This is a genomic window from Paenibacillus sp. D51F (assembly GCF_053345695.1).
Window position 1 is genome coordinate 20609 of sequence record NZ_JBKFAO010000009.1, and the last position, 16286, is coordinate 36894.

Annotated in this window: 14 protein-coding genes; 11 read left to right on the forward strand and 3 right to left on the reverse strand. The window is 61.0% G+C overall.

Annotation, left to right across the window (positions count from 1 at the left end):
- From purH to ACLBWT_RS16740, 3 genes are all read left to right on the forward strand, one after another.
- Positions 1–1548, forward strand: coding sequence for a bifunctional phosphoribosylaminoimidazolecarboxamide formyltransferase/IMP cyclohydrolase (purH, locus tag ACLBWT_RS16730; protein ID WP_447664270.1), 1548 nt, complete (start codon positions 1–3; stop codon positions 1546–1548).
- A gap of 197 nt (positions 1549–1745) precedes the next feature.
- Entirely contained in the window at positions 1746–3020 is a 1275-nt protein-coding gene (purD, locus tag ACLBWT_RS16735) for a phosphoribosylamine--glycine ligase (protein WP_447664271.1), read from the forward strand.
- Positions 3021–3430: 410 nt separating this feature from the next.
- Positions 3431–4387 (forward strand): MraY family glycosyltransferase, encoded by a 957-nt coding sequence (locus tag ACLBWT_RS16740; RefSeq protein WP_447664272.1) that lies wholly within the window; start codon positions 3431–3433, stop codon positions 4385–4387.
- Positions 4388–4742: 355 nt separating this feature from the next.
- Here the strand turns inward: ACLBWT_RS16740 and ACLBWT_RS16745 are convergent, their stop codons facing one another.
- Positions 4743–5345, reverse strand: coding sequence for a PadR family transcriptional regulator (locus tag ACLBWT_RS16745; protein ID WP_447664273.1), 603 nt, complete (start codon positions 5343–5345; stop codon positions 4743–4745).
- Between the two features lie 192 nt (positions 5346–5537).
- Between ACLBWT_RS16745 and ACLBWT_RS16750 the strand changes: the two genes are divergently transcribed.
- The 5 genes from ACLBWT_RS16750 to ACLBWT_RS16770 all read left to right on the forward strand — a co-directional run bounded on the left by ACLBWT_RS16750 (position 5538) and on the right by ACLBWT_RS16770 (position 11617).
- The gene (locus tag ACLBWT_RS16750) at positions 5538–6593 is read left to right on the forward strand and encodes a polysaccharide deacetylase family protein (protein ID WP_447664274.1); all 1056 of its coding nucleotides are present in this window, start codon (positions 5538–5540) and stop codon (positions 6591–6593) included.
- A 68-nt stretch (positions 6594–6661) separates the two neighbouring features.
- The gene (locus ACLBWT_RS16755; protein ID WP_447664406.1) at positions 6662–8152 is read left to right on the forward strand and encodes an FG-GAP repeat domain-containing protein; all 1491 of its coding nucleotides are present in this window, start codon (positions 6662–6664) and stop codon (positions 8150–8152) included.
- Between the two features lie 54 nt (positions 8153–8206).
- Positions 8207–9043: a response regulator transcription factor gene (locus ACLBWT_RS16760; RefSeq protein ID WP_447664275.1), complete on the forward strand. Its 837-nt coding sequence runs from the start codon at positions 8207–8209 to the stop codon at positions 9041–9043.
- Positions 9040–10464 (forward strand): sensor histidine kinase, encoded by a 1425-nt coding sequence (locus ACLBWT_RS16765; RefSeq protein ID WP_447664276.1) that lies wholly within the window; start codon positions 9040–9042, stop codon positions 10462–10464. Before ACLBWT_RS16760 ends, ACLBWT_RS16765 begins: the two co-directional genes overlap by 4 nt.
- Positions 10465–10795: 331 nt before the next feature.
- Positions 10796–11617, forward strand: coding sequence for an alpha/beta hydrolase family protein (locus ACLBWT_RS16770; RefSeq protein ID WP_447664277.1), 822 nt, complete (start codon positions 10796–10798; stop codon positions 11615–11617).
- Positions 11618–11967: 350 nt separating this feature from the next.
- Here ACLBWT_RS16770 and ACLBWT_RS16775 read toward each other — a convergent pair whose 3' ends face one another.
- The gene (locus tag ACLBWT_RS16775; protein ID WP_447664278.1) at positions 11968–12204 is read right to left on the reverse strand and encodes a hypothetical protein; all 237 of its coding nucleotides are present in this window, start codon (positions 12202–12204) and stop codon (positions 11968–11970) included.
- A 58-nt stretch (positions 12205–12262) separates the two neighbouring features.
- Between ACLBWT_RS16775 and ACLBWT_RS16780 the strand changes: the two genes are divergently transcribed.
- The 3 genes from ACLBWT_RS16780 (at position 12263) to ACLBWT_RS16790 (ending at position 15307) form a co-directional block, all read left to right on the forward strand.
- Positions 12263–13378, forward strand: coding sequence for a DUF3048 domain-containing protein (locus tag ACLBWT_RS16780; RefSeq protein ID WP_447664279.1), 1116 nt, complete (start codon positions 12263–12265; stop codon positions 13376–13378).
- Between the two features lie 293 nt (positions 13379–13671).
- Positions 13672–14280 carry a DUF47 domain-containing protein gene (locus tag ACLBWT_RS16785; RefSeq protein ID WP_447664280.1) on the forward strand — a complete coding sequence of 203 codons (609 nt, stop codon included), beginning with the start codon at positions 13672–13674 and terminating at the stop codon, positions 14278–14280.
- Between the two features lie 25 nt (positions 14281–14305).
- A complete protein-coding gene (locus ACLBWT_RS16790) occupies positions 14306–15307 on the forward strand; it encodes an inorganic phosphate transporter (protein ID WP_076359190.1) in 1002 nt (333 codons plus the stop codon).
- A 94-nt stretch (positions 15308–15401) separates the two neighbouring features.
- Here the strand turns inward: ACLBWT_RS16790 and ACLBWT_RS16795 are convergent, their stop codons facing one another.
- Complete coding sequence (locus ACLBWT_RS16795) at positions 15402–15983, reverse strand: hypothetical protein (RefSeq protein ID WP_447664281.1); 582 nt, start codon at positions 15981–15983, stop codon at positions 15402–15404.
- Positions 15984–16286 lie beyond the last annotated feature (303 nt).

Below are 16286 nucleotides of genomic sequence, written 5' to 3' on the forward strand. Positions count from 1 at the left end.
TTGGCTATCCGCAGGGCGTTAATCAGCGTATCGGACAAGACCGGCATCGTCGAATTTGCCCGCGAGCTTGCGGCTCAGGGCGTACAGATCATTTCCACAGGGGGCACCCACAGCCTCCTCGAAAAGGAAGGCGTCCCGGTCATCGGCATCTCCGACGTGACGGGCTTCCCGGAAATCATGGACGGACGCGTCAAGACGCTCCATCCCGCCGTTCACAGCGGCCTGCTTGCCGTACGCGACAATGAGGAGCACCGCAAGGCGATCCAGGAGCTCGGGCTGGATTACATCGATCTCGTCGTCGTGAACCTGTATCCGTTCGCCGCTACGATCGCGAAGCCGGATGTCACCTATGAGGATGCGATCGAGAACATCGACATCGGCGGTCCGACCATGCTCCGCTCCGCGGCCAAAAACCATGCCTTCGTCACCGTCGTCGTGGATGCCGCCGATTACGCTTCCGTGCTGGAGGAAATCAAGGCGGACGGCGACACGGCGCTGGATACCCGCAAGCGCCTCGCGGCCAAGGTGTTCCGCCATACCGGCGCTTACGACGCCCTGATCGGCGACTACCTCTCCAAGCTCGGCGGCGAGCCGCTGCCGGAGCGCTATACGGTCACCTACGAGAAGGTGCAGGATCTCCGCTACGGCGAAAATCCGCATCAGCGCGCGGCCTTCTACCGGAAGCCTCTGGCCGAGGAAGGCAACGTCACGACGGCCGAGCAGATCCACGGCAAGGAGCTCAGCTACAACAACATCAACGACGCGAATGCGGCGCTCGCCATCGTCAAGGAATTCGACGAGCCGGCGGTCGTAGCAATCAAGCATATGAATCCTTGCGGCGTCGGCGTCGGCGCCGATATCCATCAGGCGTATCAAAAAGCCTATGCGGCCGACCCGACCTCGATCTTCGGCGGCATCGTCGCAGCGAACCGGATCATCGGCGCCGATACGGCGGCGCTGCTGTCGGAAATCTTCCTGGAGATCGTCCTGGCGCCGGACTTCACGCCGGAAGCGCTGGAAATCCTCTCCCGCAAGAAAAACATCCGCCTGCTGAAAACCGGCGAGCTTCCCGCTGCTTCACAGCGCAAGAGCGATTGGGTCGTCACAAGCGTCGCCGGCGGCATGGTCGTGCAGGAGAGCGACGTGCACAGCATCGCGGAAGCTGATCTCAAGGTCGTGACCGACCGCCAGCCGACCGAGGAAGAGCTGAAGCAGCTTCTCTTCGGCTGGAAGGTCGTCAAGCATGTGAAGTCCAACGCCATTCTGCTGGCCAAGGATGACATGACGGTCGGCGTCGGCGCCGGCCAGATGAACCGCGTCGGCGCGGCTCGCATCGCCGTGGAGCAAGCCGGCGGGCAGGCGAAGGGAGCGGTGCTTGCATCCGACGCTTTCTTCCCGATGGGCGACACCGTCGAGCTGGCCGCTGCTGCCGGCATTACGGCGATCATCCAGCCTGGCGGCTCCATCAAGGACGAAGAGTCCATCAAGGCGGCCAACGAGCACGGCATTGCGATGGTCTTCACCGGCGTCCGCCATTTCAAGCACTGAGGACAGCTTCAGCAAATAAGGCCTTCCGACGGCTGCTGGCAGGCGCCTTGCGCTGAACGACGGAACGACATCGAGAGGCGCTAAAAGGCGCCTCTCGTTTTGTCCATCGCCGGTTATGACGATGTCATTCTAGTTCCGGTTCGCCGGGATCAGGAAGGCGGAAGGATCGACCTATATCATCTACAGGGGGCATGAATATGCGTATTCTGATCATCGGCGGCGGCGGCCGCGAGCATGCCATCGCATGGTCGCTCGCGAAGAGCGCCAAAGTGGAGAAGCTGTACTGCGCGCCGGGCAACGCGGGCATCGCGGAAGTCGCCGAGTGCGTGCCGATCGCGGCCGACAAGTTCGCGGAGCTGGCTGATTTCGCCAAGGAGGCGGCCATCGACCTGGTGTTCGTCGGTCCCGACGATCCGCTTGCCGCTGGCATCGTAGACGTATTCGAGGCGGCAGGCATTCCGGCGTTCGGTCCGGACAAAAAAGCCGCTGAAATCGAAGGCAGCAAAATTTTCATGAAGAACCTGCTGCGAAAATACAACATTCCAACCGCCCGTTATGAATCGTTCACGGACTTCGAGCAGGCTCTCGCCTACTTGCGGCTGCAGCCGCTTCCGGTTGTCGTGAAGGCGGACGGCCTCGCCGCGGGCAAAGGCGTGACTGTGGCCGCGACGCTGGAGGAAGCGGAGGAAGCGCTCCGGGGCATGATGCTGGGCGGCGTGTTCGGCGCCTCCGGCAGCCAGGTCGTCATCGAGGAGTTCATGACCGGACAGGAGATGAGCATCCTTGCCTTCGTAGACGGAGAGACCGTGCGGGCGATGGTGCCGGCTCAGGACCACAAGCCGATCTTTGACGGCGATCTCGGTCCCAATACGGGCGGGATGGGCACTTATTCACCGCTGCCGCATGTGGATCCGGCTCTTGTCGAGGAGGCTCTCCGCACCATCATCGAGCCGACGGCCCGGGCGATGGTCAGCGAAGGCCGCCGGTTCCGCGGCGTCCTGTTCGCCGGTCTCATGCTGACGCCCGAGGGAGTCAAGACGGTGGAGTTCAACGCGCGCATGGGCGATCCCGAAACCCAGGTCGTGCTGCCTAGGCTGCAGACGGATCTGCTCGATATCGTGCTCGCCGCCATGGACGGCACTCTGGACCAGATCGAGATATCATGGAGCGACGAGGCGGCCGTATGCGTCATTGCCGCATCGGAGGGTTATCCCGGCTCGTATCCGAAGGGCCGCGCCATCTCCGGCCTTGAGGAGGCCAAAGCCGCCGGCGCGCTCGTCTTCCACGCCGGTACGGCGCTGCAGGACGGCGAGATCGTCACGAGCGGCGGCCGCGTGCTCGGCATCGTCGGCCGCGGCCGCGATATCGCGGAAGCCCGCTCCCGGGCCTACGAGGCGGCAGCTGTCGTTTCCTTCGAGGGCATGCAGCTCCGCTCCGACATCGCGATGAAGGCGCTGCAAGCCGACAGATAGGCTGAAACCGCGGCTGCCGAGCAAAAGGCGAGGATGCCGCGTCAAGCAACACCGTGAAAGCCCCTTTCTTCCGGACCTTCCGGAAGAAAGGGGCTTTTTTGTCATGGCCTTGCTTTGGAAGTCTCCGTCTGGCCGTTTAATGAAGCGTTCATCTGACGTTCATCTGGCGTTCATGCACGCCGGTTACAGTGGGCAATGAGCCTGTTTGCGGAAGGATTCTCTTTCATGGCGTCAGCCTCCGGAGCCTTGCAGGCTCTTCTTATCCGCTCCAGCCGGGACGGCGTTTCCTCTGCCTGTCTCGAAAGGTGTCGAAGCAGGTCCGTTAAGAAGAGCTGCCGGGAGATGCTGTCGTTGACAATGCCATTTTTACCCAGATAAAATCGAATGGACAACCTGGAAGGGAGTGAGTTATGAGTTACGTGATCGCTTTTCTGCTATCGTTCATCATTGTCGTCGCCTTGATTCCGCCGCTGCGCAGAGCCGCCCTGCGAATCGGCTTTGTGGATAAGCCTCGTGCGGACAGCGAGCGCAAAATACATCGGGAGCCGATTCCACTGACGGCCGGAATTGCGATCTTCGCCGGATTCACCGCCGTCTACTTGATTTTTGTCCGCGATACGTGGACGCAGTCGCTTGCCATTCTCGGGGGAGGGCTGCTCATTCTGCTGATCGGTCTCGTGGACGACTGGTACAAGACGCATGGCAGGGAGTTCCCGGCGCTGCCCAAGATGGCGGTCCAGCTGTCCGCAGCTGTGCTCGTCTATGCCTCTGGCATCGTATTCGCGGGCTTCGAAAATCCGTTCACCGGCTCCTACGTCTCGCTGCCGGAGTGGCTCTCGTTCCTTTTCACGGTTCTCTGGATATTCGGCGTGACCACGGTCATCAACTTCTCGGACGGCATGGACGGCCTTGCCGGCGGACTGTCCGCGATCTCGGCGGGCACGCTGCTCGTCGTCGCGCTGGTCATGGGCCAGCAGGGCTCCGCCATGATGGCCGTCATCACCGTCGGCATCTCGGCCGGTTATCTCGTTTTCAACCGCCCCCCGGCCAAGGTGTTCATGGGAGATGCCGGTGCGACCTATCTTGGCTTCATGCTTGGCGTCATCGCGCTTGACGGCGCGTTCAAGCAGGCGACGCTGCTGTCGCTGTTCATCCCGATCCTGTCGCTCGGCGTGCCGATTCTCGACAACCTGCGCGTCGTCATCTCCCGCATCCGCAGCGGAGTGCCGTTCTACAAGGCGGACGCGTCCCAGGTGCATTACCGGCTGCTTGCCTCCGGGATGAAGCCGGTTCAAGTCGTGTCCTTTCTTTACCTTTTGAACATCTGCTTCGGACTGTTCTCCATCGTCCTGCTGCTTGCCCAATGAGGGAGCTCCTGGAAGAGAGAGTTCCATTCAATCGACTGAAGCTTGGTGCTAATGAGAACGTCTTGTCCAACAGTCCACAGTTTCGTTGATCAGAAGGTTTGTCCAACAGACCACAGTTTCGTTCCGATCAGAAGGGCTTGTCCAGCAGACCACAGTTTCGTTCCGATCAGAACGCCTTGTCTCCAAGAGACCCAAGCTAACAAGAAAGTCGGGTCCAACAGGCCAGAGCCTCGGTTCAATCGAAAAGAGCTTCGTTCCATTCGGGAACGAAGCTCTTTTTCTATACCGGCAAGCCGCGTGCAAAGACACCATTCCAGCCCATAGCTGCCGTATCAGGCAGGAGCCTGCGCAGCCATCAATCCTCCAGCGGGTCCAGCGGAGCGCCGATCTCCCCGAGGCGTCCGGCGGCGGCGTCCGCATGCAGCCTGCGCAGCCAGCGCAGCTCCGTCAGAGCATGCTCGTGCATGCCGGACATCATGTGCAGGGCAGCCCGCGGCACATCGGATATGTGCTCCTCGTACACAGCCTCCCAGTGGCGGACGAACTCTTCCTGCTCCCGGATGCGGCTCTCCAGACTGGAGACGAGCTCATGGGGATCGATGAAGCGGGCGAACCCGAGCGCCCCGAGCATAGGATGGTAGATCGGGCCGATTTCATTCATCCGGGCCAAGAACAGCTCATGGAACAGGATTTTGCCCGGCTCGGTGATCCGATAGACCGTCTTCTCCTGGCCGCGCGGATTCAGGACGGTGCGGGCCGGCTCGATGTCATGGCTGGCCGCCAGCTGGTCGACCGCATAGTAGAGCGAGCCCATCTGGACCTTCGTATGCTGGTCGATTCTGCGCTCGAGCATCGTCGTATAGATTTCATAGGGATGCCGGTCTTTCTCCATGAGCATGCCGAGGATGATGAGCCGCAGCGGATTGGAACGGGCGGATGATTTGTTCAGGACCGCCACCCCCTTTACAGAAATGTCTGAATCGAATGATATAGACATATTGTACCACAGACCGTGTCGAATATCGGGGACGGCTGTCGGGCCGTGTTACCGGATTGTAACTCCTCCTGGAGCCGGATCCCTTACGATGGTCTCATCCAATCATGTGGGGAGAAGTTGCGCGAAATGAAAGAACGAAGGAAAAACGACATCATGACACGACTGACGTTCAGGCATTCGGAAGAAATCAACGCGGGAGCGGCGTCCAAGAAGCAGTCCCGCCATCTTACCGCAACAGGAAGGGGAAGATCGCAGGGGGCTTGGATCGGCCGGAGGCTGCTGCTGCTGCCGCTGGCCGCGGCTTTGGCGGCAGCCGGAGGCTGTTCCGCGGGCGATCTGGCAGACCGCGTATCGGCCGGAGGATTTCCGGCGGATCCCATTCCGTCCGTCTCGCCGGGGACGGATGCATCCCTTGTTTCGCCCATGCCGGCCGGAAGCCCGGATCCGTCCGCGCCTCCGGCTTCTCCGAGCTCGAGCCCAAGGCCGGCTGCAAGCCCAAGCCCCAAGCCGCATGTGAATCCTGCGCCGGCTCCTGGAAACAACGTAGCCGACAGCGTCTACGGCCAAGGAAAGACGTCGCTTGCCGGCCTGGCCAAGCCGAATGACGGAAGGCAGCATACGGCGAAGGTCGCGAAGGGAACGCGCGCGGTTGCCCTTACGTTCGACGACGGGCCGGACGGCCGTACGACACCGGCCATTCTCGATATATTGAAGAAAAATGACATCAAGGCGACCTTTTTCGTCGTCGGCACGCAGGTCAAGCAGTATCCCGACGTCGTCGCCCGCATCGTCAAGGAAGGCCATGCCCTAGGCAATCATACCTATCATCATGCCGATCTGGCTAAAACAGGCAGGACAAAGATCCTGCAAGAAATCGCGTATAATGATACACTTATCGAAAGGGCAACCGGAATCATTCCGAGCCTGTTCCGCCCTCCATACGGCTCGACATCGCCGCAGCTGAAGCAGATCTTGCGGGACAGCGGCCGGAGCATGGAGCTCTGGAACGTCGATACGCGGGACTGGGCCGGCACATCCGTCGCTACCATGCGAGCCAATGTGGATCGCAACGTGAAGCCCGGAAGCGTCATTCTCATGCACTCTTTCGGCAGCAAGCTGCATACGGCCGAGCTGCTGCCGCTGATCATAAAGGATTTGAAGAACAAAGGCTACGTGTTCGTCACGGTCGACGAGCTGCCTGAAGCCTGATTTCCGCCGCCATGCGGGGATCGCTGTGTGGGCAGAATCGGCACGAAGGAGGAGCAGGCGACTTGACCATGCGCTTTAAATACAATCGGCGGGAGGCGGGCACTGCCCGCCGTCCGTCCTTGAAACGCCGCACGGCCTGCCTGGCCGCAGCGGCTTGCCTTGTGCTGCTGGCAGGCTGCCGTTATACGGCTGCGCCCGCCGACCTGCTCACGGCGCCGGAGGCGGCCCAGCCGTCCGGCAAGCTGACGCAGGAAGTCCGTGCTTTGCTGCCTCCGGGAAGCTCGCTCGCCCTGCCGCAGCGGGAGAAGCAGCCGGAAGCCATACGCACGCTGGATCTCGACGGAGACGGCAAGCCCGAGGCGCTTGTCTCCTATACAGACAGCTACGGAGGCTGCCAGCTCATGATCGCCAAGGAGGAGGCTTCCGGCTGGAAGAAGTGGGCTACCATCCGCTCTGCGGCCAGCACCAGCCTGGACTGGCTGTCCATCGTCGATCTCGACGGCGACAAGCGGCCCGAGCTCGTGGCGGGCTGGGCGGTCAGCGTGCCCGGCGATTCGACGTCGGGGCAGCAATATATGCTGCAGGTCTACTCGTTCCTGAATCCGCAATTCGAGGAAGGGGACAGCGGACTCGTTCTGAAGCCGCTCGCCGAGCTCGCCTACGAGACGGCTGAGACCGGCGATGTGGACGGCGACGGCTTGCCCGAGATTTCCCTCGTGAACCGGAACAAAAAAGGAACTCTCCCTACGCTTCGCGTATACCGCTTGGCCGAAGGCCGCTTGACGGAAGCGGCATCCCTTCCGCTGTATCCCGACGTGAACCTGTACGACAGGCTTGCCGCAGGCAAAGTGTCCAAGGAGCGGTACGGCCTCATCGCTGAAGCAAGCGTCGGAGCGCATTCCTCCATGAGCGCCATGTTCATGTGGAATGAAGGAGCCCTCGAGCAGGTATACCCGCCATACGGCAATCCCGACCTCGGCTTCAGTCCGAGCGGCGTCATGAACGGAGACATCAACGGAGACGGCATTCTCGAATGGAGCCGCCTCACGGAAGCGGCCGGACAGAAGCAGGACACCCCTCATGCCGACATGCTGTTCTACACGGAGTGGATGCAGTGGAACGGCCTGCTGCCCGGCGAAGAGAAGTATGATCCGAGGGAGCCGTTCGCGCCGGTGTCGATCGAGTACAACAGCTATCAACATGGGCTGTCGCTGCAGATTCCGTCGCGCTGGCGAGGCCAGTTCACGCTGACACGTCCCGACGATATCGCGAACGGCATCATTACCGTCAATTATTACAACGCCAAGTCGGGCCGTATCGCCCCGCTCTGGACGATCTGCGCCGTTCCGGTCAAGGAATGGGACGGCTGGTCAGCTGCTCTCGGCGCTCCGCGCAAAAAAGTCGTCAACCTCCGTACGGCGGGGGGATTCGTCTACGCCGCCGTGCAGGAGCCCGATCCCGACGGCAAGTGGCCGGAGGCGGAGCTGAACCAGTACCGCTCCATGCGGCTGACCGACGAGCAGCTTGCTTCTTCGGTCAGGCTGCTCCCGGAAAATTAGCGATGTCATGGAACGAATGGATCCCATTTCAAGCGGAAAGGAGGAGAGGGAAGCTTGAGAATCTTGCTGGTGGAAGATGAAGAGGCCATCCGCGGCTTCGTCCGCATCAACCTGAAGCGCAGCGGCATGGAGATGCTGGAGGCCGGCAGCGGAGAAGAGGCGCTGGAGCTGGTGCTGTCGCAAGGAGCGGTCGATATCGCGCTGCTTGATGTCATGCTGCCGGGCATGAGCGGATTCGACGTCTGCGCCTCGCTGAGGGAAGCCTATCCGGCGATGGGCATCATCATGCTGACGGCCAAGGCGCAGGAAGAGGACAAGATCCGCGGCCTGGAGCTTGGCGCGGACGACTATATGCACAAGCCGTTCAGCCCCGGCGAGCTGATGGCGAGAATCCATTCCCTCTCCCGCCGGCTGCGTCTTTCCGCTCCCGCGGCGGGCAGCCCGGCGCCGGCGCCCGGAGATGCCGATCCTTCCTTGCGGCCGGCAGGCCAGGCTGCGGCGGACCTGGTTTCCAGCGGCGCTCAAGAAGCGGCCTCTCTCTCCCGGGGGCAGGCGGCTGCATCCTTCGAGCCGGAAGCGGCCGACATGCTCGCCGCCGGTCCGTTCCGCTTGTCGGAGCGGCTCCACAAGCTGTGGAAGGACGGACGCGAGATCGTGCTGACGCCGACCGAATGGACGCTCGTCAAGCTGCTCATGGAGAGATGCGGCCAGAGCGTCTCGCGGGACGAGATCCTCAGCGAGGTGTGGGGACGTTATTACGTCGGGGATCTGAAGGTCGTCGACGTCAACATCCGCCGCATCCGGCAGAAAATCGAGAGCAATCCTTCCGAGCCGGCGATCATCGAGACGGTGTGGGGCTACGGCTACCGCTGGAAGCGAGGCGAAGCATGAAAAGCCTCAAAACCCAGATGGTGCTCAGCTATTTCCTGCTCATCTTCCTCGTCGTGCTCGTGCTTGGCGGCATGTTCATGACGCTTATCTGGAACTATTACTACGGCAGCGCCTCCAGCGCGATGAAGCAGCGCGTGGAGTCCTCGATGACGCTGCACGCCCGTTCCATGCAGTGGATGACGCCGAACGAGCGGGCGGATTACATGCTCCAGAACATGACCGAGGGCTACCCCCGCATCCAGATGCTGCAGGCCGACGGACGCATGTTCATGGATTCGGACGGCATCTCCGACAACCGGACGATCCGCACGCCCGATGTCGTGCATGCGGCGGCAGGAGATACGACGGCCTGGTACGGCAAGGACGACGCAACCGGAGAGCGGATCGCCGCAGCCTCCTCGCCGCTCTACCGGGACGGCCGGATCGTGGCCATCATCCGTTACTCCGCCTCGCTGAAGGAAGTCGACGCGATGGTCGCTCGTCTGTTCCAGATGACCGCATTGACGGCTGCCGCCATCGTCGCTCTCTTCCTGCTGCTCAGCGTCTTGATGGCCAACCTGATCGTGCGGCCGCTCCGGGAGCTGACCCGCAGAGCCCGCCGCATGGCGGATGGCGACTGGTCGCTCGGCATCTCCGGCAGCGGCAAGCGCAATGAGATTGGCCAGCTGTCGGACACGCTCCATACGCTGGCTGTCGAGCTCAACAAGCGGGAGAAGCTGAAGAACGACTTCATTTCCTCCGTATCCCATGAGCTCCGAACGCCGCTCACCTCGATCAAGGGCTGGAGCGAGACGCTCGCCGATCCTCATACGGATAGGGAAGAGCTGCGCGAAGGACTGTCCATCATCTCCCGCGAGACGGAGCGTCTGACGGGGCTGGTCGAGGATCTGCTCGATTTCTCCAAGCTGAGCTCCAAGAGCATGGATCTCCATGAAGAAGAGTTCGACCTCAATCTGCCCGTGCGCGAATGCGTCCAGCAGCTTGCGGTGCGGCAGGAGGAGACCGGCGTGCGCCTGATCAGCCTGCTGGAGCCGCAGCCGCTCTATGTCGCCGGCGATCCGAACCGGCTGCGCCAGGTGATGATCAACCTGATCGACAACGCCTTCAAATTCACCCCTCACGGCGGAACGATCCGCGTCATGTCCTCCCGCGAAGGCGACGAGGCGGTGCTGCGCGTCGAGGATACCGGCGTCGGCATCGAGCCGGAGGACCTGCCGCATGTGACCGACAAGTTCTACAAGGCAGGCTCATCCCGTTCGGGAAGCGGCCTGGGCTTGGCCATCTGCCAGGAAATCGCCGAGCTGCACGGCGGACGGCTGCTGCTCCGGAGCGAGCCGGGATCCGGCACCTCCGCCGAGCTCATTCTGCCTCTGCTGCCGGCCCGCGCCGGAGCCGAGAGGCAGGAAGCTCATTCTTTGTAGAAGAGCAACTTGCGGTTGACGAATACGTACCCGACGGCCACGAGCAGCGCTGCGGCCAGGAATGCGGCCAGCCAGTGGCGTCCGATCCATTCGATGAGCTGTTCCATGTGGATTTCTCTCCTGTCTCTTGATCATATCGTTACGTCCATAGGGTTGCACCGGCCAAGCCGTTCCATTCGGAGCGGCTTTTTTGCTGCGATTCGGGCATCAGCCTCCTTCCATTGACAGACGGCGGAGGGAGATGCTAAGCTGATTTCAGATAATACTTACTAATTCGGTCGGAATTATGAGGATGAATGAATCGGACCCCGATAGAGAGGATGAAGCGCATATGGAAAAACAGCTGACTTTGCGGCATGACGGACTGGAGCTGACAGCTACCTTGCATTACCCTGCCGGAGGAGGAGCGGAGCGGGAGGAGCGCAAGCCCGCCGTCCTGATCTGCCACGGCTTCGTCGGCAGCCGGATCGGGGTGGACCGTCTGTTCGTCAAGACGGCCCGCCAGCTTGCGGCGCAGGGCTCCTATGTACTGCGCTTCGATTACGGCGGCTGCGGGGAGAGCGGCGGCAGCTACGGCTCGCTCGGCTTCGATTCCATGGTGGAGCAGACGCGCACCGCGCTCGATTACATCCTCTCGATGGACTGCGTCGATCCGCAGCGGATCACCCTGCTGGGCCACAGTCTCGGCGGAGCGGTCGCCCTGCATACGGCGGTCAAGGACAAAAGGGTGACGAGGCTGGTCATGTGGTCCTCCGTCGGCTATCCGTTCAACGACATCGTCCGCATCGTCGGACGCGGAGGCTATGACGAAGCCGTGCTCAAGGGATCAACAGATTATGCGGGCTACACGCTCGAGCCGGTGTTCTTCGACTCGCTGCAGCAGCATCAGCCGTTCCAGGCGGCGTCCCGCTTCGGCGGCGACGTGCTGCTCGTGCACGGCACGAGCGACGATGTCATTCCGGCCGACTACAGCTTCCTGTACCAGAAGGTTTTCTGGACCCGCGGCGACGGGCTGTGCGACAAGGAAATCATTTTCCAGGCTGACCATACCTACTCGACCCGCGCCCATCAGGAGGAGGCGATCCGGCTGACGGCCGACTGGCTGGAGAAGCTGGAGGGCCGCCGGCAGGAGTGGCAGCACTGGAGCATCTGAACCGCCGGCATCGCTTCAAGGAAATGATCTTGCAGGCGCATCGAAGGTTTCGGCAGCGGCCGTCTGCATGCGGGCTCAAAACGGCGCGGCATCATTCATAGCGGCTTGTATTTCCCCGATGTCTGGAGATCCACGGCAACTTCCACATCGAAGGAATCCTCCTTCAGCATAAACTCCTTGCCATCCCGGGTCTGCTTCCAGCGTCCGGGATGTTTGCGGTACAGGATCTCCTCAAGGCCGAAACGATCGGCCTCGATCGTCAGCGCGTTCCGGTATACAGAGGCTGACGCGGGCGTGGAACCTCTTCATGTTGGTATTCATCCAGGTCCAGCTCTCCAGCTGCTCCTCGGTCAGCATCCCGGTGAATTTTCCTCCGCGAGCATCTGGACATACACGGTGCAGTCCTTGCTCTCCTCGTCATAGTCAATGCCGACGGCTTTGACGAACATCAGGTCGGCGGAAATCTCGCTCTTGAAGCAGCCTGCTGTCAGCACAAGCAGAAGCAGAACAGCGGCATGATGGCAATTGGTAGTATGATCCTCTTCTTCCTCCTCTATCCGAAGGCCGCGGGAGACAAGCTGCGGCAAGTATGCTTAAATGGACATAACTGCCAACCTATGGATATTGGAGGAGGAACATCTGGATATGCACATGGAACTGCGGACCCCGGGCTTGCTGACCCGTCCCAGGCATCTCAAGACAGCGGCAGCGCTGCTGCTGGCCGCCGGCTTGCTGCTCGGCGGATGCGGCTCTCCCGCCTCGGTGCAGCCGACTGCGGCGCCGACATCGGCGCCTGCCCCGGAGAGCCCGTCGCCGGAGCCGAGCCCTTCCGCTCCGGCGGAGCAGGCCGGGCCGGCCGCGCCGCTGACGGGGCTGCCGCTGGCGGACGGAGCCGCCCTGACGGCAAGGCCGTACACGGTCATGGTCAACAACTTCTCCGCGGCGCGCCCTCAGAGCGGGCTGACCCATGCGGACATGCTGTGGGAGGTGCTCGCCGAAGGCGGAATCACAAGGCTGATCGCCGTCTTCCAGAGCGACACCGTCTACAAGGGAGCCATCGGCCCGGTCCGCAGCATCCGGCCGTATCTGATCGAGATCGGAGAGTCTTTCCACGGCGTCCTCACTCATGCGGGCGCGAGCACGGACGCCTACGACATCCTGCAGCATCAGGGCAAGCCGTATCTCGACGAGATTTCCAATGCGGGCGGCTACTACTGGCGGGACAAGACGCGCAAGGCGCCGCACAACCTGTACACCGATCTGGAGAAGATCACGAAGATCGCCGACCGCAAGGGCTATCTGAAGTCGGCGGGAGGGCCTTCCTACACCTTCTCTCCGAACGCTTCGGTCGATGCGGCCTCTCCTGCGGCCACCCATGTGGAGCTGAGGTTCCAGCTGCAGAATTACAAGGTGTCGTATGAGTACGATTCCGGCTCTGACGTGTACAAGCGCTTCATAGACGGCAAGCCGCATGAGGACCGGGAGAGCAAGGAGCAGCTCGCCGCCGGCAATCTGGTCGTCATCGGCGCCAATCACCGGGCGTACGACGATTATGGGCGGCTGGAGGTCGGACTGAAGGATGGAGGGCCGGCGCTGCTCATCCAGCGCGGGCAAGTCATGGAGGCGCAGTGGAAGCGGGGCGCGGACGGCTCGTTCCGCCTCGAGAAGGACGGGAGGGAGCTGAGCTTCGTGCCGGGCAAAACGTTCTGGCATGTCATGCCCCTCGATCCTTCGCTTGAGGGCCATGTCACGTACAGCTGATTACATTCGAGTTTAGGAGCCGGGAGGGCAGCATCTCCCGTTTCATCTGGACGCCGGAGCGGATATACCCGCCCGGCGTTCTTCGTTCTTCCTTTTTCGGCATAGGAGCGGAAGAAAGGGGAAGACTGGGAACAGGCGAAAAAGGTCGAATGTTGTCGAAAAAACGACAATTTTGTGTCAAGCGGCTTGTTTTCGTTTACAAATTCTTTACAAGATGCGGAGCAACTGTGATAAGATTAGTTCGGCCCAAATTGGGCAAGCAGAATCATTTCCTGAAAGCAAAGGGGACGAACATGGCCAAGAAGAATATTTTCTTCAAGACGCTGGAAGAGATGGCGGACACGATTGTCGAATGCGTGGAATATTTTGCCCGCGGTGTCGAGGATTTGACGAATGTCGGCGAGTTTGCCAAGGTGATGAAAGATTATGAGAGCCAGTGCGACCGCTATACACATACGATCATTACAGAGCTGAACAAGACGTTCATTACGCCGATCGAGCGCGAGGACATCATGGCGCTGACGACGGCTCTCGACGATGTCGTGGACGAGATCGAGGCTTGCTCTTCCCGCTTCGAGATGTACCAGGTTACCGACCATGACGAATACATTCGCCTTTTCGCAGACAATTTGGTCCGCAACTCGCATCAAGTCAAGAAAGCGATCTACCTGCTGTCCCAGAAAAAGCTGCTTGCCATCCGCGAGCCGAATATCGCCATCAACGAGCTGGAGAACCAGGCCGACGATCTGCTGCGCGTCTGCATCAAGGCGCTCTTCACGAACGTCAAGGACCCGATCGAGCTCATCAAGCGCAAGGAACTGTATGAAATGCTGGAACAGACGACCGATTACTTCGAGGACGTCGCCAACACGCTTGAAACCATTATCATGCGTAACAGTTAATAGGATAGGGGACTAACCGCAGCCCATGGATACAACATTTGTCGTCATGATAGCGGTGGTGTTTCTGGCGCTGGCATTCGATTTCATCAACGGATTCCACGACACGGCCAACGCCATCGCCACCTCGGTCTCGACCCGGGCGCTCAAGCCGCGCGTAGCCATCATCATGGCCGCCGTCATGAACTTCGTCGGCGCGCTCAGCTTCACCGGCGTCGCCAAGACGATCGGCGGCAGCGTCGCCGACCCGGCCACGCTCGCCCACGGCGAGCAGATCGTCATCGCGGCGCTGCTCGGCGCCATCATCTGGAATCTGGTCACCTGGTGGTTCGGCATCCCGTCGTCCTCCTCCCATGCGCTGATCGGCGGCCTTGCCGGCGCAGTCATCGCGGCGGACGGCTTCGGAGCCATCAACGCAGGCGGCTTCACCAACATCATCAAGGGCCTGATCTTCTCGCCGTTCATCGCCTTCGCGATCGGCTTCACGCTCATGTGGATCCTGAAGCTGATCTTCGCCAACGGCAACCCGCATCAGCTCAACAAAGGCTTCCGCACCGGCCAGATCATCACGGCTGCATTCCAGTCGTATACGCACGGCACCAACGACGCGCAGAAGGCGATGGGCATCATCACCTTCGCGCTCGTGGCCGCAGGCATCCAGGACCACCTGGAGGTTCCGCTGTGGGTCAAGCTGTCCGCAGCGACGGCCATGGCGCTCGGCACATCGGTCGGCGGCTGGAAGATCATCAAGACGATGGGCACCAAGATCTTCAAGATCGAGCCGATCAACGGCTTCGCGGCCGATCTCGGCTCTGCCGCCGTCATCTTCACCGCGACGCTGATCCACTTCCCGGTCAGCACGACGCATGTCATCACGTCGTCCCTGCTGGGCGTCGGGAGCGCGAAGCGCTTCGCCAACGTCAAGTGGAGCATGGCGGGACGCATCGTCATCTCGTGGATCATCACGATTCCGATCGCGATGGGCCTGTCCGCCTTGATGTACAAGATCATCGAATGGATCTTCCTATAGGCGCATTGGACGGCTCATGTTCATCTTGCAAGGCAAGCAGCCCGTCCGGACCGCTTCATGCGGCCGGGCGGGCTGTCTTTTGCGCCTGAACAAGTTATTCATCAAACTTCGTTATGCGCCCTTTCCGGCGCCGGCGGTTGCGGCTGCGCGAACCTTTGGCGGAGCCTCCTTTGCGTTTGCGGGAACCGGACGGACGGCGTTTCTTGTTCTTTCTTCTTTTCTTCGAAGGTTTCCAGTCGTCGTCTTCCAGATTCACCAGCTTGGATTTGTCAGAGCCTTTCTTGCCGAACGATCCCATCATGACCTTCATCAGCGGAGCCATCTGCTGGAAGCTGCCGATGATCTTCTGGGCTTTGGTCATCGTGCCGAGAATGCCGTCAAGGCCGCCGATCCGGTCTACGAAGCCCTTGATATCCGACAGCTTGTCGAGCGAGAACAGGCCGCCCTTGGCTGCGGGAGCAGCCGCTTCCAGCGTGGCCAGCGGTCCGATCGACGTAGCGGGACCGGACGGCATCAAGGAAGGGGACGAAGACGGCATCGGAGCGAAGAGCGACTGCTGGGGCATATGCTGAAAAGGAAACGAATTGCCGAGGCCTGGAAAAATGCCTCCCTGAGAAGGCGGTCCGGAGGCAGGTGTGTTGCGCTGGCCGGATGGAGGGTAATGATTCGGGTTCACTTGCAATCACATCCTTGGTATAAGGCGGATTTATTCCGCTTTTGTTACAGTGTATGGAATAGGCGGGCGGAAGGTATGGACGATAGCCCGGTTATTGCCGAAAAACCCATGGGGGGATGCCTGCAGGAGATTTCCATGGAAAGGAGAGCGCCTGGTCCTGCGGCCGGAGAGGCATCGATTGGTGCATAACGATGACCGGCGCTGATTGCTCATAGGCAACCGGCTGGGACATCGGCTGGGGCATCGGCTATGGCAACGGTCGATATGAATCGCGTGAAAGCGGGCGCTTGGCAGCGGTTCAGC